The 26,338-nt window shown below is 61.3% G+C and carries 24 protein-coding genes and 1 tRNA gene; 10 read left to right on the top strand and 15 right to left on the bottom strand.

The window, feature by feature from the left end; translation table 11 throughout:
• Positions 1–135: 135 nt before the first annotated feature.
• On the bottom strand, positions 136–477 hold the full coding sequence (locus FJ950_RS21890; RefSeq protein WP_140618524.1) for a DUF2147 domain-containing protein: 342 nt from the start codon (positions 475–477) through the stop codon (positions 136–138).
• 439 nt (positions 478–916) lie between these two features.
• Here FJ950_RS21890 and FJ950_RS21885 point away from each other — a divergent pair, with 439 nt between their 5' ends.
• Together FJ950_RS21885 and FJ950_RS21880 are read left to right on the top strand one after the other, a co-directional pair.
• Complete coding sequence (locus tag FJ950_RS21885) at positions 917–1,183, top strand: sel1 repeat family protein (RefSeq protein WP_010915070.1); 267 nt, start codon at positions 917–919, stop codon at positions 1,181–1,183.
• Positions 1,184–1,610: 427 nt separating this feature from the next.
• Positions 1,611–2,732: a branched-chain amino acid ABC transporter substrate-binding protein gene (locus FJ950_RS21880; protein WP_015318602.1), complete on the top strand. Its 1,122-nt coding sequence runs from the start codon at positions 1,611–1,613 to the stop codon at positions 2,730–2,732.
• An 80-nt stretch (positions 2,733–2,812) separates the two neighbouring features.
• Here FJ950_RS21880 and FJ950_RS21875 read toward each other — a convergent pair whose 3' ends face one another.
• From FJ950_RS21875 to FJ950_RS21845, 7 genes are all read right to left on the bottom strand, one after another.
• Positions 2,813–4,798: an acetyl/propionyl/methylcrotonyl-CoA carboxylase subunit alpha gene (locus tag FJ950_RS21875; RefSeq protein ID WP_140618522.1), complete on the bottom strand. Its 1,986-nt coding sequence runs from the start codon at positions 4,796–4,798 to the stop codon at positions 2,813–2,815.
• Positions 4,799–4,847: 49 nt separating this feature from the next.
• A complete protein-coding gene (locus FJ950_RS21870) occupies positions 4,848–5,222 on the bottom strand; it encodes a hypothetical protein (protein ID WP_181171378.1) in 375 nt (124 codons plus the stop codon).
• Positions 5,223–5,342: 120 nt separating this feature from the next.
• Positions 5,343–5,873, bottom strand: coding sequence for an O-acetyl-ADP-ribose deacetylase (locus FJ950_RS21865; RefSeq protein WP_140618520.1), 531 nt, complete (start codon positions 5,871–5,873; stop codon positions 5,343–5,345).
• A 1-nt stretch (position 5,874) separates the two neighbouring features.
• Entirely contained in the window at positions 5,875–7,482 is a 1,608-nt protein-coding gene (locus FJ950_RS21860; RefSeq protein ID WP_140618518.1) for a carboxyl transferase domain-containing protein, read from the bottom strand.
• 1 nt (position 7,483) lies between these two features.
• Entirely contained in the window at positions 7,484–8,647 is a 1,164-nt protein-coding gene (locus FJ950_RS21855; RefSeq protein ID WP_140618516.1) for an isovaleryl-CoA dehydrogenase, read from the bottom strand.
• Complete coding sequence (locus tag FJ950_RS21850; RefSeq protein WP_140618514.1) at positions 8,616–9,266, bottom strand: TetR/AcrR family transcriptional regulator; 651 nt, start codon at positions 9,264–9,266, stop codon at positions 8,616–8,618. The genes FJ950_RS21855 and FJ950_RS21850 overlap by 32 nt, the downstream gene beginning before the upstream one ends.
• Positions 9,267–9,333: 67 nt before the next feature.
• The gene (locus FJ950_RS21845) at positions 9,334–9,618 is read right to left on the bottom strand and encodes an acylphosphatase (RefSeq protein ID WP_140618512.1); all 285 of its coding nucleotides are present in this window, start codon (positions 9,616–9,618) and stop codon (positions 9,334–9,336) included.
• Positions 9,619–9,686: 68 nt separating this feature from the next.
• On the opposite strand from FJ950_RS21845, the gene FJ950_RS29570 reads away from it, so the two are divergent.
• The gene (locus FJ950_RS29570) at positions 9,687–9,956 is read left to right on the top strand and encodes a hypothetical protein (protein ID WP_181171092.1); all 270 of its coding nucleotides are present in this window, start codon (positions 9,687–9,689) and stop codon (positions 9,954–9,956) included.
• Here FJ950_RS29570 and FJ950_RS21835 read toward each other — a convergent pair.
• Positions 9,953–11,065, bottom strand: coding sequence for a pyridoxal phosphate-dependent aminotransferase (locus FJ950_RS21835; protein ID WP_140618511.1), 1,113 nt, complete (start codon positions 11,063–11,065; stop codon positions 9,953–9,955). The genes FJ950_RS29570 and FJ950_RS21835 overlap by 4 nt on opposite strands.
• A 120-nt stretch (positions 11,066–11,185) precedes the next feature.
• Here FJ950_RS21835 and FJ950_RS21830 point away from each other — a divergent pair, with 120 nt between their 5' ends.
• A complete protein-coding gene (locus tag FJ950_RS21830) occupies positions 11,186–12,850 on the top strand; it encodes a sulfotransferase (RefSeq protein WP_140618509.1) in 1,665 nt (554 codons plus the stop codon).
• 236 nt (positions 12,851–13,086) lie between these two features.
• Positions 13,087–14,748: a sulfotransferase gene (locus FJ950_RS21825; RefSeq protein WP_140618507.1), complete on the top strand. Its 1,662-nt coding sequence runs from the start codon at positions 13,087–13,089 to the stop codon at positions 14,746–14,748.
• Between the two features lie 124 nt (positions 14,749–14,872).
• On the opposite strand, the gene FJ950_RS21820 is transcribed toward FJ950_RS21825, so the two are convergent.
• From FJ950_RS21820 to FJ950_RS21810, 3 genes are all read right to left on the bottom strand, one after another.
• A complete protein-coding gene (locus FJ950_RS21820) occupies positions 14,873–16,066 on the bottom strand; it encodes a porin (RefSeq protein ID WP_015318591.1) in 1,194 nt (397 codons plus the stop codon).
• 96 nt (positions 16,067–16,162) lie between these two features.
• The gene (locus FJ950_RS21815) at positions 16,163–16,414 is read right to left on the bottom strand and encodes a GIY-YIG nuclease family protein (RefSeq protein ID WP_140618505.1); all 252 of its coding nucleotides are present in this window, start codon (positions 16,412–16,414) and stop codon (positions 16,163–16,165) included.
• A gap of 94 nt (positions 16,415–16,508) precedes the next feature.
• Positions 16,509–16,599 (bottom strand) — tRNA-Ser (locus FJ950_RS21810).
• 451 nt (positions 16,600–17,050) lie between these two features.
• Between FJ950_RS21810 and FJ950_RS21805 the strand changes: the two genes are divergently transcribed.
• Positions 17,051–18,187, top strand: a complete 1,137-nt coding sequence (locus FJ950_RS21805) for a porin (RefSeq protein ID WP_015318589.1) — start codon at positions 17,051–17,053, stop codon at positions 18,185–18,187.
• Positions 18,188–18,429: 242 nt separating this feature from the next.
• Positions 18,430–19,506, top strand: coding sequence for a site-specific integrase (locus tag FJ950_RS21800; protein WP_181171376.1), 1,077 nt, complete (start codon positions 18,430–18,432; stop codon positions 19,504–19,506).
• A gap of 58 nt (positions 19,507–19,564) precedes the next feature.
• Here the strand turns inward: FJ950_RS21800 and FJ950_RS21795 are convergent, their stop codons facing one another.
• Entirely contained in the window at positions 19,565–20,464 is a 900-nt protein-coding gene (locus tag FJ950_RS21795) for an alpha/beta hydrolase (protein WP_140618501.1), read from the bottom strand.
• 109 nt (positions 20,465–20,573) lie between these two features.
• Positions 20,574–22,604, bottom strand: a complete 2,031-nt coding sequence (locus FJ950_RS21790; RefSeq protein ID WP_140618499.1) for a lytic transglycosylase domain-containing protein — start codon at positions 22,602–22,604, stop codon at positions 20,574–20,576.
• A gap of 410 nt (positions 22,605–23,014) precedes the next feature.
• Here FJ950_RS21790 and dapA point away from each other — a divergent pair, with 410 nt between their 5' ends.
• The 3 genes from dapA to FJ950_RS21775 all read left to right on the top strand — a co-directional run bounded on the left by dapA (position 23,015) and on the right by FJ950_RS21775 (position 25,311).
• Positions 23,015–23,896, top strand: coding sequence for a 4-hydroxy-tetrahydrodipicolinate synthase (dapA, locus tag FJ950_RS21785; protein ID WP_140618726.1), 882 nt, complete (start codon positions 23,015–23,017; stop codon positions 23,894–23,896).
• 151 nt (positions 23,897–24,047) lie between these two features.
• Positions 24,048–24,527 (top strand): SsrA-binding protein SmpB, encoded by a 480-nt coding sequence (gene smpB / locus FJ950_RS21780; RefSeq protein WP_006202221.1) that lies wholly within the window; start codon positions 24,048–24,050, stop codon positions 24,525–24,527.
• Positions 24,528–24,600: 73 nt separating this feature from the next.
• Positions 24,601–25,311, top strand: a complete 711-nt coding sequence (locus tag FJ950_RS21775) for a GH25 family lysozyme (RefSeq protein ID WP_140618498.1) — start codon at positions 24,601–24,603, stop codon at positions 25,309–25,311.
• Between the two features lie 62 nt (positions 25,312–25,373).
• Here FJ950_RS21775 and FJ950_RS21770 read toward each other — a convergent pair whose 3' ends face one another.
• Complete coding sequence (locus FJ950_RS21770) at positions 25,374–26,297, bottom strand: DMT family transporter (RefSeq protein ID WP_140618496.1); 924 nt, start codon at positions 26,295–26,297, stop codon at positions 25,374–25,376.
• Between the last annotated feature and the right edge of the window lie 41 nt (positions 26,298–26,338).

Here is a 26,338-nt window from a genome sequence, read left to right as displayed (position 1 = left end):
CTGCCGTTCAAATTGATTGAAGGGATGTTGACTGGGTTGCGGCAACCAGAATGCCGACCGAGCGCTGCCTGCTCATCGACAGAACGAAAACGGGGCCCGCCAGGCCCCGTTTAGAGATCACACGGAAATGGTCGCTTAGAGTTTGTGCCAGGTCTGGCTCTTGCAGATCAGTCCGCCGAGCACGCAACCGCTCATCTTGAGCGAGGCGCCCGACAAGGTTGCCTTGCCCGAATAGGTCTTGTCATTTGCCGGATCGGTGATGTTGCCGGTGTATTTGTTGTCGCCGGCCGCCTTGAGCGAGCCGATGGTCTTGCCGGCATATTTGCCTGATTTGAGCGTGATGGAGAACGAGCTGCTGCCTGAAATGGCAGCGGTGTCGCCGGCTTGCGTTTTCCAGTTGCCCTCGATCGGATCGGCCCACGCCGCGCCGCTCAGGATCAAAGTGGCCGCCAGGGCCAGGCTCACTTTTCGAGACATGTCTTCCTCCCTTTGGATAGCCGGCCGAATGCTCCGCCTCGCCGGTCTGCCGCTTACGCAAACGTAAGCTAATCCAGCTTCCGTCAAAACGAAAGCGGTGCCGCGACGGAAGGTTTTGGCATTTCGAAAGCGCCTGAATTCGCCCTGTCGGCCCGGAAATGAAAACGACCAGCGCCTCGTGTTTGCTTTCTAGGGTTAGCAGAGTGTTGACCGCGCGCTCGAAAATTTTCGGCAAATTTGGCGAAAACCAGCTGAATTGCTGGCTTCGTATCCTTAACGAATTTTCGCGTTTACCTCTTGTTTTAGCTTTGTTTTCCTCAAATTAAGCACGCCATTTAACGACGGATTCAAGCCTGCGCGGCATTCTCGAAAGCATCGAAAGAGCGGCCCGGACAAGACGAACGGAGGCAGCTCTCGGGAGCCAGACAGGGGACTAAAAATGGCACGTTTTGAAATGCTTGAAGCAGGCTTCGGCGCCATGGGGGCAACTGCCCAGGCCGACATTCTTTTCGAATTGGGCATGATGTATGCGACCGGCCGCGATTGCGAAACCGACGTCGTTGCCGCCCACAAATGGTTCAACATCGCCGCCATCAAGGGATCGGCCCGCGCCGCCGAGTTGCGCTCGGAACTCTCGGCGGCCATGTCGAAGGTCGAGATCGCCAAGGCGCTGCGCGAAGCCCGCGAATGGATGACCATGCACTGAGTTCCGCCAGACGGAGACGCTCCGGCCAAGACCGCAGAAAGACGGTCGGGCCAACAGGGAAAAGGCTGCGCAGACAGCCAGGCCACGGCCATCGACAACGAGAATGCGGCACGCCGACAGGTCCAAGCCGCGCGACGGACCATGATCCCGAAGACTCCGGTTTTCGGAAGGATCATGGCCAACATGAAGACAGGGAAGGTGGGTTGGGTTCACAGCGCGGGGGCGCAGGGGAAACAGCCTGACCGGCAAAAAAAGCCACGACCGGCCGGAACAAGGCTGGCGTGGCTTTTTGCGTGGATGAGGCCGCGCAGGCCTAATCGAGTGGCGCCAATGCGCCTAGACAGGTCCGATGAAGGATGAAATTGTCCCGCCTCTCTGGAAGAAGCGCGGCCGGGCGGCCGCGCGTGAGTGGAGGAGTTCTATTGTCATGAAAAAAATGAGTGTTTTGAGCGCGGCCATTTTCGGCCTGATGATGAGCGCGCCGGTCGCGTTCGCCGATGACATCACCATCTCCGTGGTCGGCCCGATGACCGGACAGCTCGCCACCATCGGCGATCAGTTCAAGCAGGGCGCACAGGCCGCCGCCGATGCCATCAACGCGGCTGGCGGCGTCAACGGCTCCCAGATCAAGCTCGACATCGAGGACGACCAGTGCGATCCCAAGCAGGCGGTGTCGGTCGCCAATCGCATCGTCGCCAACAGCGTCAAGTTCATCGACGGGCATGCCTGCTCGGGTTCCAGCATTCCGGCCTCGGCGGTCTATGCCGAAGCCGGTGCCCTGATGATGAGCCCGGCTTCCTCGAACCCGGTGCTGACCGATGCGGCCGCCAAGGCCGGCTGGTCGACGATCATGCGTCTCTATACGCGTGACGACGCACAGGGCGCCTTCATCGGCCCGTGGATCGCCAAGAAATACGCCGGCAAGAACGTCGTCATCCTGCACGACAAGAGCGCTTACGGCCAGGGCGTGGCTGATGCCGTCAAGGCGACCATGAATGCCGGTGGCCTCAAGGAGGTTTATTATGACGCCATCAACCCCGGCGAGAAGGACTATTCGGCGCTTGTCACCAAGCTGAAGGATCTCAAGGCCGATGTCGTCTATTTCGGCGGTTATCATCCTGAAGCTGGCCTGATCCTGCGTCAGTCGGCGGAACAGAATTTCAAGTTCCAGCTGATCATGCCGGACTCGATCGCTTCGCCGGAATTCTGGCAGGTTGCCGGCCCGGCCGGCGAGGGCACGATGTTCGTGTTCCCGTCGGATCCGCAGGCAAAGCCGGAAGCCAAGGCAGCCGTCGAGAAGATCAAGGCCGGCGGCTTCGTGCCGGAAGGCTTCACGCTGTTCTCCTATGCCGTGGTCCAGGCATTCGCCGAAGGCATCAAGCGTGCCGGCAGCGACGATCCGGCCAAGGTTGCCGAGGCGCTGAAGAATGGCACGGCGATCAGCACCGTTGTCGGCGACGTCACCTTCGACGAGAAGGGCGACCTCAAGAATGCCAGCTACGACATCAACCAGTGGCATGACGGCAAGTACGCGCCGATCGCGCAGTAATCGCCCTGGCAGTCGGGTACTCCAAGGGAATGGCCGGTTCGTCCTGGCCATTTCCGTTTGCGGTCCGCGGTGCGCTCCTTCTATCCGCCGGCGGCCGCGGTGGACGCGTTCTGGTCCTCGGCGAACCGCACCAGCACTGTCCCGTCGGTGACCTGTGCGCCTTCCCCGGCGATCTCGGCGATCACCCCGTCATGCGGGGCGGCGATGGTGTGCTCCATCTTCATCGCCTCGAGGATCAGCAGAGGTTGCCCTTTGATCACAGCGTCGCCTTTCGCCACGCGCACAAGCTTGACCAGGCCCGGCATCGGCGCGCGCAGGCTGCCGGTGGCGGCGGCCGCTCCATCGCTCCTGGCCAAGGGGTCCGGCACCGCGAAAGTATAGCCGGCGGCGCCTTCGAACACCGTGATGTGGCCAGGCCAGCGGGCGAGGCGGGGAACGGCGCGAATATCATGCAAATTGGTGCTGTCATAAGGCGCATCGAGCGCCACCTGGAAGCGCCCGTCCGATCGCACTGAAATCCTTGCCTGAATGGCTTCGTCGCCGAACGTCAGCCGCATGCGCCGCGCCACGCCCTGGAAATGCGCATAGCCGGCGAGTGACGACCACGGGTCGTTCGACGGCGGCAATGCTCCGGCACCCGAGGCCGCCAGGGCGGCAGCCGCGATGATCTCGCCGGTCGGCGGCGCGACCGCCGTCAGCGCCTCCTGGTGTCTGCCGATCAGGCCGGTATCGATGTCTTCAGCCGCAAAATCCGGATCGGCGGCAAGAGCGGCAAGAAAAGCGGTGTTGACGGTGGAGCCGGCAATCTCGGTTTGCGCGAGCGCGGTGCGGAGCGCTTCCAGCGCCTGCCGTCTGTCTCCGGCATGGACGACCAGCTTCGCGATCATCGGGTCGTAGTAGGGCGAGATGGCATCGCCAGCCCGCACGCCGGTCTCGATGCGCATTGTTGCCCCGTCGGGCGCCGCGTCGGGAAACTTCAGATGGTGCAGCGTGCCTGTCGCCGGCAGAAACCCCTTGGCCGCATCCTCGGCATAGATGCGCGCCTCGAAAGCATGGCCGCAAAGCGTGATCTCGCTCTGTGTCTTCGGCAGTTTTTCGCCGCTGGCGACCCGTAGCTGCCATTCGACCAGATCGGTGCCGGTGACCATCTCGGTGACCGGATGCTCGACCTGCAGCCGGGTGTTCATTTCCATGAACCAGAAGCGATCGGCCTCGAGGCCTTGCGAGGCGTCGACGATGAATTCGATGGTGCCGGCGCCGGAATAGTTGATTGCCTTGGCGGCCTTCACCGCCGCCTCGGTCATTGCCTTGCGCAAAGCCGGCGTCATGCCGGGAGCGGGGGCCTCCTCGATTACCTTCTGGTGGCGGCGTTGCGCCGAACAGTCGCGCTCGTAGAGATGCACCGCATTGCCGAAATTGTCGCCGAACACCTGCACTTCGATATGCCGCGGCTTGTCGACATATTTCTCGACCAGCACGTGGTCGTCGCCGAAAGCGGCCTTTGCTTCGCGCCGGGCGCTGGAGAGTGCCTCGGAAAAGTCATCGGGATGCTCGACGCGGCGCATGCCCTTGCCGCCGCCGCCAGCGCGCGCCTTGATCAGCACGGGATAGCCGATCTCGCGGGCCTTTGACGCAAGCAGCACGATTTCCTGTGCCTCGCCATGATAGCCCGGAACGACCGGAACGCCGGCTTTTTCCATCAGCCGCTTGGCGGCGTCCTTCAGCCCCATGGCGCGGATCGAGGTCGCCGACGGGCCGATGAAAATGAGGCCGGCCGCCACCACCTGGTCGACGAAATCGGGGTTTTCCGACAGGAAGCCGTAACCGGGATGGATAGCCTGCGCACCCGTGGCCAGGGCCGCGGCGACAATCCTGTCACCGCGCAGATAGCTCTCGCCGACGGGCGAAGGACCGATATGGACCGCCTCGTCGGCCATCTCGACATGCAGGGATCTCGCGTCGGCATCCGAATAGACGGCGACAGTGTGCACGCCCAGCTTGCGAGCCGTGCGGATGACGCGGCAAGCGATCTCGCCCCGATTGGCGATCAGGATTTTGCTGAACATGGAGCCTCCCGGGTCAGTATCGGGCGGCGCCATTTTGGTAGGCACCGGCCTATTTCGAAGCGGCGATCTCGCAGGCGCCGCCGGTGGTTACCTTGTAGTGCGCGCGCGTGGTCAGACAGGATTTCATAGCCAGTTCTTCCGCTGCCTTTTGTGACGGCGCGTTCAGATGCCCGCCGCAGATTATGTATGATGACATGATCCGGGCATAGGGCGTGGTGGCGTAGGCCGAATGGCCGCCGGCCGCCACATAGGCCTTGTAGGTCTTGGTACATGGATCTTTCAAATTTCGTGGCAAATAGGGCGGGAAACGCTTGTCTCCCTCGCTTCCCGCCAGCGATCCGGCCACGCCCGCGCCAAGCGCGGCGGTTAGCAGCAATGCCGAAAGTATTAAAGTAGACACATTCCGTGAATATTTCCGTTTCATTCTCACCCCATCCCCATTGCAAAGTGCAGCAGGAGCGATAGCGAATATTCTCCGGCGCCGCCAGAGCTGCGGGATGAGCTCGCGATTTCGTGAGCGAACGAAAGGCCTGGTCTATAAAATTCAATCTCCACCCAATGTTGCCAGATGTTGTCGGTATAGTTCCGCCATCGCTTCGTCGAAGCAGCAGAAAACAACGATTTCGGGAAGCGCGTTGCGCTTGGTGAAGTCATTGACCTCATAGACGGCGACTTTGGCCGCGTCATCTTTCGGATAGCGGTATACACCGGTCGAGATGGCTGGGAACGCCACTGAGCGGCAATCATTGGCGACGGCTAGTTCAAGCGAACGCCGGTAACAGGACGCCAGCAGCTCGGCTTCGCCCTTACCGCCGCCCTGCCAGACCGGCCCGACAGTATGGATGACATGTCGAGCCGGCAGCTTGTAACCGCTGGTGATCTTGGCATCGCCGACCTTGCAGCCATTGAGCATCCGGCACTCGAATTCGAGCTCACGACCCGCCGCGCGGTGGATGGCGCCATCGACTCCACCGCCGCCGAGAAGCGAGGTGTTGGCAGCATTGACGATGGCGTCGACATCCAGCTTCGTGATGTCGCCGGTGTGGATGCGGATCCTGTCTTGGGCCTTGCTCATCTCACATCCTGAACACGCCGAAGCGTGTCTCCTCGATCTCGGCGTTGAGCGACGCGGAAAGGCTGAGCGCCAGCACCTCGCGTGTCCTGGCCGGATCGATGATGCCGTCGTCCCAGAGGCGGGCGGACGAGTAGAGCGGATGGCCCTCATGCTCGTATTTCATCAGGATCGGCTTCTTGAATTTCGCTTCCTCCTCGGCGCTCCACTCGCCGCCCTTTCGCTCGATGCCTTCGCGCTTGACCATGGCGAGCACGGTTGCCGCCTGTTCGCCGCCCATCACCGAGATGCGCGCGTTCGGCCACATCCACAGGAAGCGCGGTGAGTAGGCGCGGCCGCACATGCCGTAGTTGCCGGCGCCGAACGAACCGCCGATGATGACGGTCACCTTCGGCACCCTGGCGGTCGCCACCGCCATCACCAGCTTGGCGCCGTCCTTGGCGATGCCGCCCGCCTCGTATTTGCGGCCGACCATAAAGCCGGTGATATTCTGAAGGAAAACCAGCGGAATCTTGCGCTGACAGCACAACTCGATGAAGTGCGCGCCCTTCAGCGCGCTTTCGGAAAACAGCACGCCATTGTTGGCGATGACGCCGACCGGCATGCCATGGAGGTGGGCGAAACCGGTAATCAGCGTGGTGCCGTAGTTCTGCTTGAACTCATCGAATTCGGAGCCGTCGACGATGCGCGCGATCACCTCGCGCACGTCATAGGGCTGGCGCAGGTCGGTCGGGACGATGCCATAGAGCTCATCCGCGGGATGAAGCGGCTGATGAGCTTTCTGTAAGCTCAGGCTTACAGCCTTGTTCCGATTCAGGTTCTTGATGATGCGCCGGCAAATGGCGAGCGCGTGTTCGTCGTCCAGCGCATAGTGATCGGCGACGCCGGAAAGCCTGGTGTGTACATCCGCGCCGCCCAATTCCTCGGCGCTGACGTCTTCGCCGGTGGCCGCCTTCACCAGCGGCGGTCCGCCGAGGAAGATGGTCGCCTGGTTGCGCACCATGATCGTCTCGTCCGACATCGCCGGCACATAGGCGCCGCCAGCGGTGCAGGAGCCCATGACGCAGGCGATCTGCGGAATGCCGGCCGCCGACATGTTGGCCTGGTTGTAGAAGATGCGGCCGAAATGCTCGCGGTCGGGAAAGACCTCGTCCTGGTTGGGCAGGTTGGCGCCGCCGCTGTCGACCAGATAGACGCATGGCAAATTGTTCTGCAGCGCGATCTCCTGCGCGCGCAGATGCTTCTTCACCGTCAACGGATAGTAGGTGCCGCCCTTCACCGTGGCGTCGTTGACAACGACCATCACCTCGGTGCCCTCGACGCGGCCGATGCCGGCGATCAGGCCGGCCGACGCAATCTCCTCGCCATACATGGACCATGCCGCGAACTGGCCGATCTCGAGGAAGGGCGAACCGGTGTCCAGCAATTGCGCCAGGCGTTCGCGCGGCAGCAGCTTGCCACGACCGACATGGCGATCGCGGGCCTCATCCGAGCCGCCGCGCTCGACTGTCGTCGCCTTTTCAGCGATATCGGCAACCAGCGCGCGCATGCGCTCGGCATTGGCACGGAAGGTTTCGGAGGAGGGCGAGATCTGGGTTTGGAGGATAGCCATGCTACACCCCCTCCGCCATGATCTCGCGGCCGATCAGCCAGCGACGGATCTCGCTGGTGCCGGCGCCGATCTCGTAGAGCTTCGCGTCGCGCAAAAGCCGGCCGGTCGGATAGTCGTTGATATAGCCGTTGCCGCCAAGCAGCTGGATCGCGTCGAGTGCCATCTGCGTGGCTTTCTCGGCGGCGAACAGCACGCATCCGGCTGCATCCTTGCGGCTGGTCTGGCCGCGGTCGCAGGCGGCGGCGACGGCGTACACGTAGGCACGCGCGGCGTTCATCGCCGTATACATGTCGGCAAGCTTGCCTTGCACCAGCTGGAATTCCCCGATCGGCTGGCCGAACTGCTTGCGCTCGTGAACATAGGGGATCGCTACGTCGAGGCAGGCCGCCATCAGGCCGATCGGGCCGCCGGCAAGCACGGTGCGCTCATAGTCGAGGCCGGACATCAGCACCTCGACGCCGCGTCCTTCCTCGTGCAGCACATTGTCGAACGGCACCTCGACGTCCGAAAAGACCAGTTCGCCGGTGTTGGACCCCCGCATGCCGAGCTTGTCGAGTTTCTGCGCCACCGAAAACCCCGGCATCGCCTTTTCGACGATGAAGGCGGTGATGCCGCGCGATTTCCGGTCCGGGTCGGTTTTGGCGTAGACGACCAGCGTTTCGGCATCCGGGCCGTTGGTGATCCACATCTTGGTGCCGTTGAGCACATAGCGGTCATTGCGCTTTTCGGCGCGCAACTTGAGCGACACCACGTCGGAGCCGGCGCCGGGCTCCGACATGGCCAGCGCGCCGACGTGCTCGCCCGAACATAGCGGCGGCAGGTATTTTTCCTTCTGTGCCGGCGTTGCCCAGCGGTTGATCTGGTTGACGCAGAGATTGGAGTGGGCGCCGTAGGAAAGGCCGACCGATGCCGAGGCGCGCGAAATCTCCTCGACCGCGATCACGTGGGCGAGATAGCCCATGCCGCTGCCGCCGAAATCGGGATCGGCGGTTATGCCGAGCAGGCCAAGAGTGCCGAGTTCTCCCCATAGATGCGCCGGGAATTCGTTCTCGCGATCGATGTCAGCGGCTATCGGCGCGATTCTGTCCTGGGCGAAGCGGCGCACCAGGTCGCGCAACGCCTCGACGTCCTCATCATGCCCGAAGCTGAGCGTGTTCGTGTACATGCCGTTCCTCCCCGGTACCAATGCCGATGTTCGCGCCGACCAGGCGCATTGTCATCGAAAGGTATGTCTGCGTGACCTCGGCGATCGACAATCGCTCGCCCGGCCGGAACCAGACGATGACGCCGGTCATCATCTGGATCAGAGCCATGGCCGTCAGGCCGGTGTCCTCGATGCGGAAAATACCCGCCTCGGCGCCATCGCGCAGGATCGAACGCAGGTCCTTTTCGTAGGCCGTGCGCATGCGCAGGATCTGTGTCAGCCTGTCAGGCGACAGGCTGCGCAATTCCATGTTCGACACATGCGTGGCGTGGCGGCGCCCGATATGAAAGGCGATGTGGTTGCGCACAAAGGCGGCAAGCTGCCGTACCGGATCCGCGTCGGCCGGCCTGGAACGCTCCCAGGCCTCGCGAAGCGCTTGCATATGGTCGCGCATCAGCGTGAACAGCAGGTCTTCCTTGGTCGGAAAATAGTGATAGAGCGCGGCCGCCTGCACGCCGACCTCGGCGGCCAGCTGGCGCATCGACATTGCTTCATAACCGTAACGCGCAATCAGGGTGGCCGCCGCTTCACGGACTGCCGCTTCGGTTCGCTCGCCGTGTGACCCTGTGGTGCGCGCCATCGTCGCCTCGTTGACGGCAGAATAATAAAACAAACGTTCAATTAATTCAAGGCAGGCGGAAATCCGTCTATCCGATAATCCTGAAATCTCCAGGCGTGGCCCAGGTCTCCAGCCCTTCCACATCGATGCGAGAGACAGCCGCGCCAGGCGGGCCTTGCCGAAGCCGTTCAATCATGGCCGCAATCGCCGCGTCGGCGCCGGTAAGCCATGCCGTCACCGAGCGGTCTCTTTCGTTGCGCACCCAGCCCAACAGCCCGAGCCTTGTCGCTTCATCGCGCGTCCACGCCCTGTAGCCGACCCCTTGGACCGTGCCGTATATGTGCGCCTGCACTGCCCTTTTCCGCTCATTCATGGCTCGCTCCCGTTCCATAGAGTCTGGCGCAGCATCGAACGAAGGCAACGGTTGAGACGGTGACCCCGATGAAAATCGAGGGCCTCCGTTCCAAATTTTCTGCCGCCGGCCTGACCGAGATGTGTACCGATCCCGCGCTACTCCGGCCGCGCGTTCTTTCGCTCACCGCGCGCGGCCAGGCCGCGCTTGCGGCACTTCATGCGGCCACGGATCGTGATCTGGCCCGCCTGACCGCGGGCTTGAATGACAGGGAAGCCGCGGAATTGTCGGATGTGCTGGCGCGTGCCGGACATCTGCTCGGCGCCGCGATGGCTCCCGAGCGCCGCGAAGTGCCCTAGTTTCCGCGCGCCGCTGCCAAGGCGCCAGGCAATTCCTCGGCGAAGATGTCCAGTTCGTGGGCGAGACCGACGCTGACGCGGATGCAGTGGTCGAGCCGTGGCGCCATCGGCTTGCGGATGAAGACGTCGCGCGACAACAGCCCCTGCAGCACTTTCAGGGCAAAAGCACCGTCATGGCCGCAGTCGATGGTGACGAAATTGGTCGCCGAGGCGAGCGGCTTCAACCCGTTCTGTTCCGCGATATCGGCAATGCGCCGACGTCCGGCTGCGACCCGGGCCACCACCGTCTCGAGATAGGCTTGGTCGGCGAGCGCCTCGACGCCGGCGATCTGCGCCATGCGGCTGACGCCATAGTGGTTGCGGATCTTCTCGAAGTCGCTGATCACTTGCGTCTCGGCGACGGCATAGCCGCAGCGTATTCCGGCAAGTCCATAGGCCTTCGAAAAGGTTCGCATGCGGATGACGTTCGGCCGCGAGATGTCGATCGGCGGCAGGGCCGAGGCTGGTCCCAATTCGCCATAGGCTTCGTCGAGCACGAGCATGGTGGTTTCCGGCAAGGCTTCGATGAAGCGGATGACCTCGTCGGCTTCCCACCAACTGCCCATCGGATTGTCCGGGTTGGACAGATAGACCAGCGGCGCCTTCTCCCTGACGACTGCCGCGAGCAGACCGTCCAGGCTTTCCCTGTCATTCTCGTAAGGGACGGTCACCAGCCGGCCGCCGACACCGGCAATGTGGAAGTTGAAGGTCGGATAGGCGCCGAGCGAGGTGACCACGGCATCGCCAGGCGCCACGTACATGCGCGCCACCAGGCTGAGCAGACCGTCAATGCCTTCGCCGACAACGATATTTTCGACCGCCACATGGTGATGCGCCGCAGCCGCGACCTTCAGATCGTAATTGTCGGGGTCGCAATACATCCACTGGTCGCGCGCGACGCTCTCCATGCGGGCGATCACGCGCGGCGAGGGGCCAAAACTGCTCTCATTGGCGCCCATGCGGGCACGGAAAGGGCGTCCGCGCTCACGTTGCTGCGCTTCGGGGCCGACAAACGGCACGGTCGACGGAAGCGCGGCGATGAGGGGTGAGAGGGCAGGGCGCTGAGGCATGGCGGAAGCTCGCTTGGAAGGGGCCTTCTTGCTAACGCGCCGGCTTATTAGGTGCAAGTTGCTCGCAGGCAGCAATTTGTCATGCTGGATTCGGCCGTGTCTTTTTGGTAGCCAGACACGATGAACAATCGTCTGCCGCCTGCCTGGTCCAAGCATCTGAAAACTCCGTCCGGACCGAAAAACCCGCAGTCGAAAATCGCCGAACCCAAAGCGGGGTCGCTATCACACGCGCAGGCCGATGACGCACTGCTCAGGCGGGCGGTAGAACTTCATCGGGCAAATCGGTTGCCGGAGGCGGAGGCGCTGTGTCAGCGTGTATTGGCTCATGCCCCGCGACACCCCCTTGCCTTGTATCTGCTTGGAACCTTTGCGCTCGGGCTGGATGACGAGATGGCCATTCGCTGTTTTGAGCGAGCGGTAAAGGAGGCACCTCAAAATCCGCATTACCATCTGACCCTGGGTGAAACCTATTTGAAAGTCGGCGAGCATACGGATGCAATCAGGCATTTCGAGCGTGCTTGCGAATTGAAGGCCGACTGGGTCGAGGCGCTTTGTGCGCTGGGCCGCGCCTACACCGGATTCGGCAAAGCCGACCTCGCGGTGCCCCTCTATGAGAAAGCGCTCAAGATCGATGACGGCCGTTCCGCTATCCGAATAGGGTTGGCCAACGCGCTTGTAAGCCTCGGCCGGATGGATGAGGCGGCAAACTACATGAAAGAGGCGATCGCCCGTGGCCAGGATGTCGCCGCTGCTTACAACGGCCTGGTCGGTATACGAAAATTCAAGGAAGAGCCGACGGAGTTAAAATCCATTCTGGCTGAACTGAAGAATCCGGCGCTTGATAACAAAAGTATACAACAACTCCACTACGCGGCCGGGAAGGTGCTCAACGATATCAGGCGCTATGACGAGGCGATGGGCCATTTTCAGCAGGCAAAGCGCTCGACCCGCGGCTTTGATCTTGAGGCTTACCGCCGCGGCATCGATTTCTTGATCGAACTGTTCAGCCCCGAGATGTTGGCCGCCAAGACAGGACATGGAAGCTCTTCGGAAGTGCCTGTCTTCGTGCTTGGCATGCCACGTTCAGGCACCACTTTGACCGAGCAAATCTGTGCGAGCCACTTGGATGCTTATGGCGCTGGCGAGCTGACAAAACTCCGGCGCATCACAAACAGTCTCGCGCCCAAAACGCGCTCGCCCGAAGAATTGCGAAGCTCGATCCTGACCATGACGGTGAATCAGTCGAAGGCTTTGGCTGAAGACTATCTTGCCCATATCCGTCAACGGTCCCCCAACGCCCAGCGTATCGTCGACAAATTGCCGCATAATTTCGAACTTATCGGCCTTATAAGGCTTCTGTTTCCCAAGGCACGCATCATTCACTGCCGTCGAGATGCTATCGACAACTGCCTCTCGTGTTATTTCCTGGGTTTCAATGACGACAACAGTTATACCGCGGATCTCCATATGCTCGGACTGTATTATCGCGAATACGACCGGCTTATGCGGCACTGGGATAAGGTCTTTCCAGGCCAAATCCTTGAGACCCGCTATGAGGACATGGTCTCCGACCAGGAAGCGCAATCGCGCCGCTTGATCGACCATCTGGGGCTGCCCTGGGACGACGCCTGTCTGCGCTTCTTTGACAAGCCAGGTTCGGTGAACACGTTTAGCCGCTGGCAGGTTCGACAACCGATCTACACCTCGTCTGTCAATCGCTGGAAGGGCTATGGAAGTTCAATCCTGCCGCTGATTGAGGCCCTTGGAGACTTGGCTGAGACTTAGTCTGGCACGCTTGCGCCGGAACGATGTCGAGATTTGGCCGTGGCTGCGCGAGACGTCCTGCCCCTCTGGCCTAAATCCGTTAAGCGGGTAGATGCACGCGAGTGCAGGACTGGATCAGATCTGCAGGCGTAGGGGAGTAAGATTTCGGTATCAAATAGTTCTGGCAAGTCTCCAGGCAACGGCCGGTGGTCTATCCCATGCTGGATTCTGTCGGCCGTTTTTGCTAGCGAGGCACGATGAACTCACGGCTGCCCCCAACCTGGTCCAAGCATCTCAAGGCACAGCCAGTGCAAAAGGCCAGACCCTTCGCCCAACCGGCTAAGCCTGGATCGTTGCTTGGGCCAACCGATGACATGCTGCTTAGACAAGCGCTGGAACTACAGAAAGCCGGACGGCTGCCGGAAGCCGAAGAACTCTGCCATCGTGTTCTGACGCGCTCGCCCAATCACGCGCTTGCCCTCTACATTCTTGGCACGCTGGGGCTCGGTTTCGACGACGAACTGGCGATCAAGTATTTCGCCCGCGCGGCAGCGAAGGAGCCGAAAAATCCATACTATCAGCTCAGTCTGGGGGAGGCCTTTCTAAAGGTCGCGGATTATCCGCTTGCGATTCATCATTTGCAGCGCGCCTGCGAGCTGAAGCCCGATCTCACGGATGCTCTTCGTCGACTTGGCGAAGCATATTTCATGTTCGAAAAGGCGGACGTGGCTGTGCCGCTCTATGAAAAAGCGCTCGAAATTGACCCCGACAACGCATTCGTCCGGACGGCCCTTGCGAATACTCTCGTTGCCCTCGGCCGCATGGACGAAGCTACGGTTTGCCTGAAGGAGAGCATCGACAGGCGCATGAGCGTGCCGTCGTCCTACAATACGCTTGTAGCGGTTCGAAAATTCTCCGCCGAGCCACCCGAGCTCAAAGCCATTCTGGACGAGCTTCAAAAAACGGCGAATCCCGCCGATGAGCCCTACCAGCTTCATATGGCCGCCGGTAAGGTCTTGGATGATCTTGGTCGCCACGATGAGGCCATGGACCATTTTCTCAGAGCCGCAACGAACAAGGGGTTCGATTTTGACATTGAATCCTACGGTCGACAGGTCGATGCGTGGATCGAGTTGTTCAATCCGGAGTTCTTCGCGGCGAGGGTGGGATATGGTGATCCATCTGAGACGCCTGTATTCGTGCTTGGAATGCCGCGTTCTGGCACGACGCTGACGGAACAGATCTGCTCGAGCCATCCCGATGTCCACGGCGCGGGCGAACACTCCAAGCTGGGGCGAGTCGCGGTTGCCAACGGTCTTAAATTGCAGCCGGGACGCCCATTGGGACGACCAGTCATGTCGATGACGCGAACGCAATCCAAGGCGCTCGCCGGTGAATATCTATCCAGCTTGCGTCTCAACGCGCCCGAGGCATTGCGAATCGTCGATAAGATGCCTCACAATTTCGAACTTGTGGGCCTCATCGCCCTTCTCTTCCCTAACGCACGGATTGTTCATTGCGTACGCGATCCCGTTGATAATTGTTTTTCTTGCTTCACCTCGAATCTTAACGACGCGCATAAGTATAATTCGGACCTTGCGGTGCTTGGGCTTTACTACCGCGAGTACGATCGCCTGATGCGCTATTGGAAGTCGATTTTTCCGGGACGCATTTTCGAGAATCGCTATGAAGACCTTGTTTCCGACCAGGAGGGGCAGTCCCGTCGGCTTGTGGAGCATCTGGGTTTGGAGTGGCACGACGCCTGCCTCCGTTTCTTCGAAAGGGCTGGCTCCGTCAGAACCCTCAGCCACTGGCAGGTTCGTCAGCCGATCTACAAATCATCGGTCAAGCGTTGGAAGCACTACGAAGGCAGGCTTCGGCCATTGATCGAAGCCTTGGGGGATTTGGCTGAAGGCTAGCCGTTCTCAGTTGTTCGAACTGACTTTCTGCGCACGACGGAGGCCCCTTACCTGCGATAGTTGCAAGCGGCCTAAAAAAACCCGGCGGTTGCCCGCCGGGTTTGATTTCGCCAAGGCGAATTGACTAGAAGTCGCGTTGGAAGCGGAGGAGACCGCCGACGTTGTCCTTCTTGGTCGCGTTGACCCACACGGACTGGTTGTCGATGGCGCCTTGGCCGACGCGCTGCCAGTCGACTTCCGCCGTGACGGTGAGGCCGGGAACGACGGTGTAGGCGACGTTCGCCGCGACACCGATGTCCTTCCAGTCATCATACGACGCCTGGAGGTTGAACGATGTCTTTTCGTTAAACTTGTAGGTGCCGCCGCCCCATGCTGCCCAGTTGCCGCCCCACTGCTTGTAGAAGCCGCGGCCGAGCGCATCGATGTTGTTGGTCGGGTCGTTGAGGTTGTTGTCCGAGCCATAGCCGACCATGGCAAACAGCGACAGTTCGTTGGATACGTTGACGTCCAGGCGAACCTTGCCGGCGACTTCTTCGTAGTTGCTGTCATAGGCGACGACGCCGGTGATGGCGCCCCAGCCCTGTGTCCACTTCACACCGCCGACGACATGCGGAACATAGCTGTCGATGGTGCCAACCTCACCGGAGCCTTCTTCCAGCGAGACCACGGCCGAGAAGCCGTTTCCAGCGTCGAAGTAGTATTGGATGACGTTGGTCTGGAAATTGCCGTAAGGGACGATCGTGTCGTTGATGACGTTACCGGCGTAGCCGATGAACGTATCAAAGGCCGATTCGTCAGCGCCGACACGCAGACCGCCGAGCTGGATCCAGGCAAATTCCAAGGCGCTGGTCTTGTTGCGCGCCTGCCAGCCGTCGCCGCCAGCGTTAGGGTTCGCTTCGGTGTTGCCTGCGAGACCAGGGGTGCCATAGTCGCCGTAGCTGTTGCCGAAGTTGATGCGGTACTCAGTGTAGGTCTTCAACGTACCGAGTTCGGTTTCCTGGCCAGTCCAGGTCTTCAGCGTGAAGCGGGTCTGCTTCCAGTAGGTCGAGTCGTCATCACCGTGCTGGTGGTCCGTGACGTGATTGACGCCATCGAACGAGCCACCGTCGCCCACACCGATATCCTCACGAATATAGCCGCCGACGCGCAGGCAGGTTTCGGTGCCGGGGATGTAGAAGTAGCCAGCGCCGTAGACGTCGCAAATCTTGACGTATTCAGCGGGCTCCGGCTCGGCGACGACGACGGCGTCGGCGGCGCGCGCACCGGAAACTGCGATCAGGGCCGCAGCGGAGCCGAGAAGAAGGCTCTTGATGTTCATTTTCTGACCTCCAGTCAGAATCGCGAGCGAAGGCCGACGAAAAGCTGCCAGGAGAGCCGTTTTCCTTTTTATTTCAGGTAGATAATATGGTGGCGGTCAGCGAGGCGCGGTCTGCAAGAAACGCTTGGTCGCGAAAGCCTTGCCCGATCCGGTCTTGAAATATCTCTCGAGTTGGCGAGCGTTGGCCTCGGTTTCGACCGCGATGTAGCTCTTCAAGGCTACGGGCAGGTAGGCCTTTGTCGATGGAACATTGCCCAATCGGTGCGATTCGGTGCGGCGTCGAAGGTCGTTTGTCGATCCGACATAGATATCGCCGTTACGGAGCTCCAGGAAATAGACGTACCACATGGTCCCCCTACGCTACTTCGTAGCTTCGGGCGACACTCCTACGCCGAAATGCGGTTCCGGGTGGCCTGCCACCCGAAGCCCGCAGGGCGTAGGGTGGCGGAGAGGATGGGATTCGAACCCACGAGAAGCTTTTGACCTCTACTCCCTTAGCAGGGGAGCGCCTTCGACCACTCGGCCACCTCTCCGTTGAGCCGCTGGATAAAGAAAAGCGCCGGCACAATCAACAAGCCCGCATCATTAATATAGAAAATAACGGCGCTCTGTCGCCGCGGATTTCCGCGATGGGGCGGTAATGCGGCAAATCCCTGGCAGGTGACTCGCGGCCTCGCCACGATTCCATCGGCCGAATGCCGGATTCGGCCGGAAATAGCCGGCTGCGGCGGGCTCGATGATTAACGAGAGCTTTCTGAGTGAGGCCAAATCGTGTCATTTGTGCAACAACGCTGGGGGATAGCAGCCGAACAGCCCTTTCGCCGGTACGATCGTTGTTGAACGCCGCCGGCTCATGGGTAATGTCGAGTTCGAAGGAGCGGCGCGGTGCGCATCTTTTTCGGTAGTGGGGATGGGGCAGGGAACGCTGTCCTTCAGCAAAGAATACCCAGACCCGTTTTTTAACTTTTGACTGGAGGTCAGAAAATGAACATCAAGAGCCTTCTTCTCGGCTCCGCTGCGGCCCTGATCGCAGTTTCCGGTGCGCGCGCCGCCGACGCCGTCGTCGTCGCCGAGCCGGAGCCCGCTGAATACGTCAAGATTTGCGACGTCTACGGCGCTGGCTACTTCTACATCCCCGGCACCGAGACCTGCCTGCGCATCGGCGGCTATGTCCGCTACGACATCGGCGTGGGTGATGCCGGCGCATTCGGTGGCGCCCAGAACGTTCCGGACCATATGGGCGATGGCGATCACGACACCTACTGGAAGAACGCCCGCTTCACGCTGAAGACCTGGACCGGCCAGGAAACCGAACTCGGCACGTTGAAGACCTATACCGAGACCCGCTTCAACTTCGGCAACAACTATGGCGACTATGACTTCCCGCAGACTGGCACGTTCGAGGCGCACAACAAGGGCGTTTCGCTGAATTTCGCCTGGATCCAGCTTGGTGGTCTCCGCGTTGGTAAGGATGAATCGGCCTTCGATACGTTCATCGGCTACGCCGGCAACGTCATTGAGGACACGATCGTCCCCTACGGCAATTTCGACACCAACGTCGTTCAGTACTACTTTGACGCCGGCAACGGCTTCTCGGCTGTGGTCTCGCTGGAAGAAGGCGCAGGTGCCGATACCATCGACAGCTACGTTCCGCATGTTGTCGGCGGTCTGAAGTGGACCCAGGGCTGGGGCGCTCTCACCGGCGTCGTTTCCTATGACAGCAACTACGAAGAAGTTGCCGGCAAGGTTCGTTTGGACGTCAACGTCTCCAATGAGCTGTCGCTCTGGATCATGGGCGGCTATGGCTCGGACGACAACCTCAACGACTTCGGTACCGGCCGCGGCTTCTACAAGCAGTGGGGCGGCAACTGGGCAGTGTGGGGCGGTGGCACCTACAAGTTCAACGAGAAGACCTCGTTCAACGCTCAGATCTCGTATGATGACTGGAAGAACCTCGGCATCGCTGCGAACATCGCCTATGACGTTGTTCCTGGCTTCACGGTCACGGCCGAAGTCGATTACCAGAACGTCGGCGGTGCTGACGACCTGTCGCAAGGCTGGGTCGGTGCGACCAAGAAGAGCAACGTCGCCGGTATCCTCCGCTTCCAGCGCTCTTTCTAAGGGCTGGTTCCTTACAGATGAAATCCAGCCCGGGCGCACAAACGCCCGGGCTGTTTTTGTTTCGTGACTGGGTCAACGCAAACCAAGGAAAGAGGGGGAATCGGTAGCTGAACAGATCCGTAGGTTGGTCTCGTGGGATCCGCGGTGGGCGGGTGAGATCACAACTGCGTGATTTAATCTCTTGAAAGGACGCTCCCAAGCGGATAGGGCTGATCCCAATCCACTCGGGGGAGTGACGGATAATGACCAACGAAGCGATTCAAGAGGGATACCCCTCTGATCAGTTTTCGACGTTTTCTTCTCAGAACTCGAAGATCAACTACACATATAACAAGATAAGAGAAGTAAAGTCATACCGGGTCGGAGAGCTTTTTTCAGCTTATCGAGACATATTGTGGGATGATGGGCGACATAAATATAATGTCAGCTCCTTCATCGGCGAGATAGACGAGATCCTCCTTGGGGAGCGTTTCAGCGCCTTTGACCAGAGTACCCTGGACAACCTTATCGGCACCTTGCGCCAGCGCGGCAACAGCAACGCGACCATCAATCGAAAGATGGCTGCTCTCAGCAAACTGCTGCGCAAGGCTTACAAGATGGGAGATATCCACAGCCTGCCCGAGTTTCGCCGCCAGAAGGAGCGGGCGGGACGAATTCGTTTCCTCGAGAGGGAGGAAGAGGCAAGGCTGTTTGCCGCTATCAAGAGCCGCAGCGAGGATGCTTACCGGCTTTCCGTCTTCCTGGTCGACACCGGATGCCGCCTCGGAGAGGCGCTCGGGCTGATCTGGAACGATATCCAGGAACATCGCGTCTCCTTCTGGATCACCAAGTCCGGTCGCAGCCGCACCATTCCGATGACCGAGCGGGTCAAGGAGGTCATCAAGCTGCCTCCGGCCGAAGGGCGCCGGCCTAAGGGGCCGTTCACCAAGCTCAGCCAGGCACAATTTCGCGCCATCTGGAACGATGCCAAGGCGGAAGTCGGCCTCGGTGCCGACGACCAGGTCGTGCCGCACATCCTGCGCCACACCTGCGCTTCGCGTCTTGTCCAGGGCGGCATCGACATCCGCCGCGTTCAGATGTGGCTTGGCCATCAGACCTTGTCGATGACCATGCGCTACGCGCATCTGGCCACCAATGATCTCGATGGCTGCGTTGTCGTGCTGGAGAAGCCTCGCGGCGAGCAACCGGCCGGCAGCGCGGAAAGCTCTCTGTTTTCGTCGCCGGTGACGACGCCGTCGGCGAAGCGGAAGCAGGCGGATGAGGGCGCTTCGGCGAAGGCGCCGCCAAAAGCGACCCGCAAAAGCTCCAAGGCCAAGTAGTTCCGACAGTTTGCCTTTGCCGCCGTAACAGCCCCGGGATCTGATCTGGTCTTGGGGCTTATTTGCCGCTTATTTGCCTCTCGGCGCGATCGAGAAAAGCAGCAACGGCGACGGGCAGGCTGCCGGTCTCGAGGAAAGGCGCGTGGCCTTGGCCCTCGACCGTGATCGCCTCGAGGTTTGGGTGGCGCTTCTTCATTTCTTCAAGCGTCTCGACGGACAAAAGTCTGGAGTTGGCGCCGCGTATGACCAGCATAGGCATGGCGGCCAGCGCCTCGAATTGCACCCACAAATCCGGCAGTTTCTTGCTTAGGTCGAGGGCGGCGAGCGTTTCAACCAGCCTCGGGTCGAAATCCGGCATCAGCCCCTGATCCGTCTCGCGATAGAGCGCCGACGCCATCCGCTCCCAATCCGCCGAAGCGAGGGCGGGAAAGTCGCCGCCATGCGTGTCGCGCAGGGCATCGACAGTCTCGGCACGGCTCTTCGGTCTTGGCGTGGGATCGAGATAGGCGCGGATATGGGCAAGGCCGGCGGGCTCGATCACTGGCCCGATGTCGTTGAGCACGATGGCTTTCAGCGCCGCCGGCTGCATCGCGCCAAGCACATGGATGATCAGCCCGCCGCGAGAGGTGCCGATGAAGGCCGCCTGTTCGATGCCGAGCGCCGTCAGCCCGGCAAGGATGTCCCCCGCCTCGACGCCGACATTATAGTGACTGACATCGGGATCGTAGGCCGACTGTCCGCGTCCGCGATAGTCGAAGGCGATGACCTTGCGCGCAAAGGCGGATCGCGTTGAGAGATAGAGCGCCAGCTCGTGAAAATCCCGCGCATTACGTGTCAGGCCAGGCAGGCAGACGACCGGCCAATGTGCGGAATTCGCTTCGCCATAGACGCGCGCGTGAAGTCTCAGCCCATCTGGCGCGGCATAGAAGAAGTCGGAGAAACCAGGGTTGCTCGACATGGGACGGGCTCCTTAGCCGAAGGGATCGTCCACGTCTGCTATAGACGGAGCGCAGGAGGGTCAAATGGGAAAGGCTTCTCCTTCTCCTCACGAAGGAAGGGCAAAAACTTCAACTCCGCCCGTTCACGAGATCGCCGACGATGTCGTACTTGCCGGAGATACGCATCTTGTAGACCTCGTAATTCTCCATCACGCGCTGCACGTAACTTCTTGTTTCCGTGTAGGGAATCCGTTCGATCCAGTCCACCACCGCATCGATGTCCTTGCCGCGTGGGTCACCATATTTCGTCACCCACTGGCCGGCCCGGGCCGGGCCGGCATTGTAGCCCGCGAAGGTCAATACGTACGAGCCGTTGAAGCGATCGAGCTGTTCGCCGAGGAAGGCCGAACCAAGCGTTGCATTATAGGCGGCGTCGGTTGTCAGCCTGTTCTGCGAAAACTGCAATCCGGCCTTCTTCGCCAATTGCCTGGCGGTTGCCGGCATCAGCTGCAGCAGCCCGCGCGCGCCGGCACTGGATATGGCGCCGATATTGAATTCGCTTTCCTGGCGGGCGATCGCGTAGGCCAGCGCCTTGCCGGAACCGGAAATATTGGCCGAATCGGGGATGACGCCGAGCGGATGCGACAGCGCTCCGACGTCGATGCCCCGCGCTCCGGCGATCTTGCCGATTTTCAGCGCCATGAAATGGTTGTCCTGCTTTTCCGCCAGGACGGCGAGCAGCGCCAGTTCACCCGGGCTGGTCAACTGCCCGGCAAGGTCGCGGTAGAGCGTTTCGGCATAGCGGTCGTAGCCCGCCTCCTGCAGGCGCTTGATGGCGGAGACGGCCTCGCGGCCGGCAAAGCTCCGCCGGTCGGCGGCACTTGGCTGGGGATAGACGATGTTGAGCGCCTGCCGGCCGACACGTTCGGCGGCGAGCTGGCCGTAAAACGTGGTGCCGTAGGTCGCCGCACGTCCAAAATAATCCTTGGCATTGCCGGGGCCTCCGACTTCCGCCGCGCGGCCGAGCCAGTAATAGGCGCGCGACAGGGTCATCGGTCCCTGGGCAAGGTCGGCGATGCGCGCGAAATGCGTCGCCGCGAGCTTGGGATCGTTCAGGCCACGCAGCGCGTACCAGCCGGCATGGAACTCGGCTTCCGCCGCATTGGCCGCGCTTTCGGCGGCATGCGTGGCGACCATCTTGTATGCCGTCTTCATGTCGCCCTGGTCGACCAGTTCGCGCGACAGCACCCGGCGTTCGACCCACCAGGCATCCGGATCGACCAGGGAGTCACGGTCCGCCGGCGCCTTCATGACAACCGCCGCGGCGCCCGCAAAATCCTGCTGCTTGCGCAGATACTCGGCCTGCGCGAAGAAATAGCCGGCCGAACGCTGCGCCGCCGGCACGGCCTTCAGCAGTTTGGCGGCATTCTTGTCGCCCCTGTCGGCCGCCGCCCAGGCGTCGGCAAGCTGCTGGGCGCCGGCGAGGCCGGCGACACGCAAGGCGGAATTCACCCGGTCGGCATAGAACATGCGCTCCATGCGAAAACGGTGATCGGCGGCAGGAACAAGGCTGCCGAACTCCTTGATCAGAGCCGTCTCGTCCTTGGCTTCCAGGATCGCGGTGCGCCAGAACGGCGACAGCACCGATCGCGCCGCCTTGGCGTTGCCGGACGACACATAGGCGCGCGCGAGAACCATCACGCCTTCGAATGTCTGCGGCTGGCTGCCGTCGAATGCCTTGACGACGACATCCGCCGCCGGGTTTTCGCGGTAGAGCGCGCGCTCGCTGTTCTTGCGCAAGGCAACGGTGCCCGGCCAGTTGGGCAGCATCTTCGCGGCCGCCGCGATGTCGCCGCTCGGAACCTTGTCTCCGCCGTAAAGCGCGATCGCCCAGGCCAATACGTGCTGGTCGAGCGATTGTGCGGGCAGTGCATCACGCACGCCGCGCGCGCCGGCAATATCGCCGGCCGCCAGCGCATCCAGCCCACTTTTCAACCGCGCGACGCTGGGTGAGGGGGCCTGTTGCGCCTTGTCCTGTACACCGGGCACCGGGATGGCCGAGGTGACCCGCACATCGACGCTGCCGCTGATCGCCACGCCGGGCATCAGCGCGGCGACGGCGCCAAGCAGCGCGAAGAGATGGGGCCGACTGGTCGGCATGATCGCGTGTCTTTCCTTAATCCAGCATTTTACCAGCGGGCGAAGAAGCCTTGAAGCCTAAACTTAGGTCGTGAAGGGCTCGTAAACAAAGGGTTATCGAGGCCGTTCGAATTACGCTTGCTGGCACCATGGCAATGCTTGCCGCGCAACAATGTCGAGACTATGGTGCGCGGCTTCGCTTTCGGTTAGAAGGCGCGCACCACGAAACACCGACGCATGGCGCCCAAAAGTGGATACCGGTTTTGGGGTAACGACATGCATAACCAACAAAGTGCATGGCGCCCAAAAGTGGATACCGGTTTTGGGGGTAACGACATGCATAACCAACAAAGTGCATGGCGCCCAAAAGTGGATACCGGTTTTGGGACAGCGACATGCGTGAACCGAGAAGTCCCAAGGAGTTGGACGACATGCTGAGAGGCTCGCTTACCGCGCTCGTGACACCGTTCGAAAAGAGCGGGCGTTTCGACGAGAAAGCCTTTCGCGCGTTCGTCGACTGGCAGCTTGGCGAGGGCACGACAGGCCTGGTTCCTGTCGGCACAACGGGCGAGTCGCCTACGCTGTCGCATGACGAGCATCGCCACGTCGTCAAGGTCTGCATCGAGGTGGCCAAGGGCCGCGCCCCGGTGGTTGCCGGCGCCGGCTCCAACAACACCGAGGAAGCCGTCGGGCTCGTGCAGTATGCCGAAAAGGCCGGCGCCGATGCTGCCCTGGTCGTAACGCCCTATTACAACAAGCCGACACAGCGCGGCCTCTACGAGCATTTCGCCGCTGTCGCCCGGGCGACCAAGCTGCCGATCATCATCTACAACATCCCGCCGCGCTCGGTCATCGACATGATGCCGGAGACGATGGGCCGGCTGGCGCAAGACTTCAAGAACATCGTCGGCGTCAAGGACGCCACCGGCAAGGTCGAGCGCGTGTCGGAGCAGCGCATGACCTGTGGCAAGGATTTTATCCAGCTTTCGGGTGAGGACGCTTCCGCGCTCGGTTTCAACGCGCATGGTGGTGTCGGCTGCATCTCGGTGACCTCGAACGTCGCGCCACGGCTCTGCGCCGAATTCCAGGAAGCAACGCTTTCGGGCGACAGTGCGAAGGCGCTGGAGCTGCAGGACCGTCTCTTGCCGCTGCACAAGGCGATCTTCATCGAGCCCGGCGTATCCGGCGCGAAATATGCACTGTCGAAGCTGGGCAAGGTCGAGAACGTGCTGCGTTCGCCGCTGGTGACTGTCGAGCCGGCAACGGCCGAGAGGATCGATGCGGCCATGAAGCACGCCGGCTTGATCAATTAGCGAGCCCGTTTGGGAAGTCTGCTCCCGCGGTCATCTGAAGGCGCCACCTGCGCTTCCGGTGTTCCCGTACTATATGTACGCTCCGCTCCGGTTCTCGGTAGCACCATCATCTGACTCGCGGGAGCGAGTTTCGAAACGGACTCTAGACCTCATGAACCAAGTCAGAAAAGCCGATCCCAACAACAAGACCGTTGCCGAAAACCGCAAGGCGCGGTTTTCCTATGAGGTGCTCGACACGATCGAGGCCGGCCTTGTGCTGACCGGAACCGAGGTCAAGTCGCTGCGTCAGGGCCAGGCCAACATCCAGGACAGCTATGCCTCGGTCGAAGGCGGCGAGATCTGGCTGATCAATTCCTATCTGCCCGAATATCTGCAGGCCAACCGCTTCAACCACGAGCCGCGCCGCCGCCGCAAACTGCTGCTCAACAAGCGCGAAATGGCCAAGCTGTCGCAGAGCGTGGACCGCGAAGGCATGACCCTGGTGCCGCTGAAAATCTATTTCAACGACCAGGGACGCGCCAAGCTGCTGCTTGCCGTCGGCCGCGGCAAGAAACTGCACGACAAGCGCGAGACCGAAAAGCAACGCGACTGGTCGCGCGAAAAAGGCCGGCTGCTGAAGGAGCGCGGGTGATCGGGAGATAGCCTGGAAAGCCAACGGTCGGGTTTTCAACGCCGAACAACCGGCAAGTCCAACAGGGGTGGTCTTGAAGAAGCGGATTGTTCTCTGGGGCGCGGCCAGTCTTGCCCTGGCATGTGTCATTGCTGTGGGAGGAGTGGCCAATTTCCGCACCTACTCTCCCGACCGCGACCGATATCCGGTCAGGGGCATCGACGTCTCCCATCATCAGGGCCGGATCGACTGGCGGCGTGTTGCCGCCGATGATGTGGCTTTCGTCGTCATCAAGGCGACTGAAGGCGGCGACCATGTCGACGACGCCTTCGCCGGCAATCTGCGCGAGGCCCGCGCCGCCGGCCTCGCCGTCGGCGCCTATCATTTCTTCACCTTCTGCCGGCCGGGCGCCGACCAGGCGAGGAATTTCATCTCGGTGGTGCCGCACGATCAGCCGCTGCTGCCGCCCGTGGTCGACATCGAGTTCGGCGGCAACTGTCCGCGGCGTCCGTCGCCCGAACAGTTGAATGCCGAACTCCAGGCCTTCCTCGGACTTGTCGAGGCGGCATTCGGCAAGCCGGCGATCGTCTATCTTACGGATGAAGCCGAGGCCGCTTATGCCGGGCAAATCGCCGCTCGCCCACTCTGGCTACGCTCACTGCTCATGGAACCGGACCGTCGTGACTGGATCTACTGGCAGTACCACAACAAGGGGCGCGTGAACGGCATCGAGGGGGACGTCGATCTGAACGTTTTGCAGGGCGGGCCGGAGAAGTTGGCGGCGCTGCTCGCCTCCACACCTTGATGAACAGGCCCGATCCGATGCCGGTCCCGTTCTTCGGCAGCCTGCCATGCCCCTGAAACCATTCACGATCCAGCTGATGTCGAGACAGCCAGATTTTCCCTGGTGCTGCGTCGACCCATCGCCGAATAACCCATCCCGGCGGCCATGATGGCGATGGCCACGCATTGGATAGCCAGCGGGGTCTCGCCAAGCACGACCATGCCGACCATCACGGTGGCGACCGGCACACCCGGCAGGAACAATGATGCAGCCTGTGAGCCCAATCGGTCGACAATGTAAGTGTAGAGGAACATTGCGGCAGCGCCCGCGAGAAGACCTTGAATGACGATCTGGCTGGCGATTTCGGCGCCTGCGGCGGCATGGAGGCCGCTTGGCGCCAAGACATAAAGAAGTGGCAGCGGCAGGCAGGACAAAAGCACGACGCTCGCGGTCGCCGTGACCGGGTCGACACGCCATCGCTGCACAAGAACGGCATATGTGGAAAACATCGCGCCCGATCCGATAAACAGCAGGTCCCCGAACAGGACATCGCTGGCGCCGGTGCGCGCCGGCGCTATGAACAGCAACAAGCCGGCGATGATCGTAACGACGCCGATGATCCGCCGACGCGACGCGCTTTCCCTGAACAGCGACAACAGGAACGAGAAGAACACGATCGAGGCCGGGCAGAGCGCCGCGGCATGGGCGGCGGGCGCGTGGGTTAGACCCCAGTTGATGATCAGCGGATAGGGCAATCCGGCCAGTGCAGCCAACGTCAGTCCACGCCGCCAGCCCAGCGCCTTCATGGTCGCCAGGCCGCGTCTCCAGACGATCGGCAGGAACACCGCACCGGCACCTGCAAAGCGCAGGCTGGCCATGTCGGTGGCCGTCAGATGCTCCCTGAGGCTGAAGCGGGCGGCGACGAACTGCGCCGCATAGATGGCGATCATGACAAGGCCGGCGATCACCGCCAGTCTTGTGTCTCCCGTGTCTCGTCCGTCCGCCATGTCAGTTCCGCCGCATGTTCATGCCGCCAGGAGGAGACAGC

Source organism: Mesorhizobium sp. B2-3-14, assembly GCF_006442175.1.
GTDB classification, from domain to species: Bacteria; Pseudomonadota; Alphaproteobacteria; order Rhizobiales; family Rhizobiaceae; genus Mesorhizobium; species Mesorhizobium australicum.
Note: the sequence above shows the minus strand (reverse complement) of the source record. Positions and strands in the feature narration are given on the sequence as shown.

Bases quoted from the DNA above. Each gene is read 5' to 3' on its own strand.
- smpB (WP_006202221.1), top strand. From the start codon at position 24,048: ATGAACCAAGTCAGAAAAGCCGATCCCAACAACAAGACCGTTGCCGAA.
- FJ950_RS21845 (WP_140618512.1), bottom strand. From the start codon at position 9,618: ATGAATGAGCGGAAAAGGGCAGTGCAGGCGCACATATACGGCACGGTC.
- FJ950_RS21835 (WP_140618511.1), bottom strand. From the start codon at position 11,065: ATGCCTCAGCGCCCTGCCCTCTCACCCCTCATCGCCGCGCTTCCGTCG.
- FJ950_RS21825 (WP_140618507.1), top strand. From the start codon at position 13,087: ATGAACTCACGGCTGCCCCCAACCTGGTCCAAGCATCTCAAGGCACAG.
- FJ950_RS21805 (WP_015318589.1), top strand. From the start codon at position 17,051: ATGAACATCAAGAGCCTTCTTCTCGGCTCCGCTGCGGCCCTGATCGCA.
- FJ950_RS21820 (WP_015318591.1), bottom strand. From the start codon at position 16,066: ATGAACATCAAGAGCCTTCTTCTCGGCTCCGCTGCGGCCCTGATCGCA.
- FJ950_RS21850 (WP_140618514.1), bottom strand. From the start codon at position 9,266: ATGGCGCGCACCACAGGGTCACACGGCGAGCGAACCGAAGCGGCAGTC.
- FJ950_RS21880 (WP_015318602.1), top strand. From the start codon at position 1,611: ATGAAAAAAATGAGTGTTTTGAGCGCGGCCATTTTCGGCCTGATGATG.
- FJ950_RS21770 (WP_140618496.1), bottom strand. From the start codon at position 26,297: ATGGCGGACGGACGAGACACGGGAGACACAAGACTGGCGGTGATCGCC.
- FJ950_RS21830 (WP_140618509.1), top strand. From the start codon at position 11,186: ATGAACAATCGTCTGCCGCCTGCCTGGTCCAAGCATCTGAAAACTCCG.
- dapA (WP_140618726.1), top strand. From the start codon at position 23,015: ATGCTGAGAGGCTCGCTTACCGCGCTCGTGACACCGTTCGAAAAGAGC.
- FJ950_RS21815 (WP_140618505.1), bottom strand. From the start codon at position 16,414: ATGTGGTACGTCTATTTCCTGGAGCTCCGTAACGGCGATATCTATGTC.
- FJ950_RS21875 (WP_140618522.1), bottom strand. From the start codon at position 4,798: ATGTTCAGCAAAATCCTGATCGCCAATCGGGGCGAGATCGCTTGCCGC.
- FJ950_RS21855 (WP_140618516.1), bottom strand. From the start codon at position 8,647: ATGTACACGAACACGCTCAGCTTCGGGCATGATGAGGACGTCGAGGCG.
- FJ950_RS21890 (WP_140618524.1), bottom strand. From the start codon at position 477: ATGTCTCGAAAAGTGAGCCTGGCCCTGGCGGCCACTTTGATCCTGAGC.
- FJ950_RS21865 (WP_140618520.1), bottom strand. From the start codon at position 5,873: ATGAGCAAGGCCCAAGACAGGATCCGCATCCACACCGGCGACATCACG.
- FJ950_RS21790 (WP_140618499.1), bottom strand. From the start codon at position 22,604: ATGCCGACCAGTCGGCCCCATCTCTTCGCGCTGCTTGGCGCCGTCGCC.
- FJ950_RS21795 (WP_140618501.1), bottom strand. From the start codon at position 20,464: ATGTCGAGCAACCCTGGTTTCTCCGACTTCTTCTATGCCGCGCCAGAT.
- FJ950_RS29570 (WP_181171092.1), top strand. From the start codon at position 9,687: ATGAAAATCGAGGGCCTCCGTTCCAAATTTTCTGCCGCCGGCCTGACC.
- FJ950_RS21870 (WP_181171378.1), bottom strand. From the start codon at position 5,222: ATGAAACGGAAATATTCACGGAATGTGTCTACTTTAATACTTTCGGCA.
- FJ950_RS21800 (WP_181171376.1), top strand. From the start codon at position 18,430: ATGACCAACGAAGCGATTCAAGAGGGATACCCCTCTGATCAGTTTTCG.
- FJ950_RS21860 (WP_140618518.1), bottom strand. From the start codon at position 7,482: ATGGCTATCCTCCAAACCCAGATCTCGCCCTCCTCCGAAACCTTCCGT.
- FJ950_RS21885 (WP_010915070.1), top strand. From the start codon at position 917: ATGGCACGTTTTGAAATGCTTGAAGCAGGCTTCGGCGCCATGGGGGCA.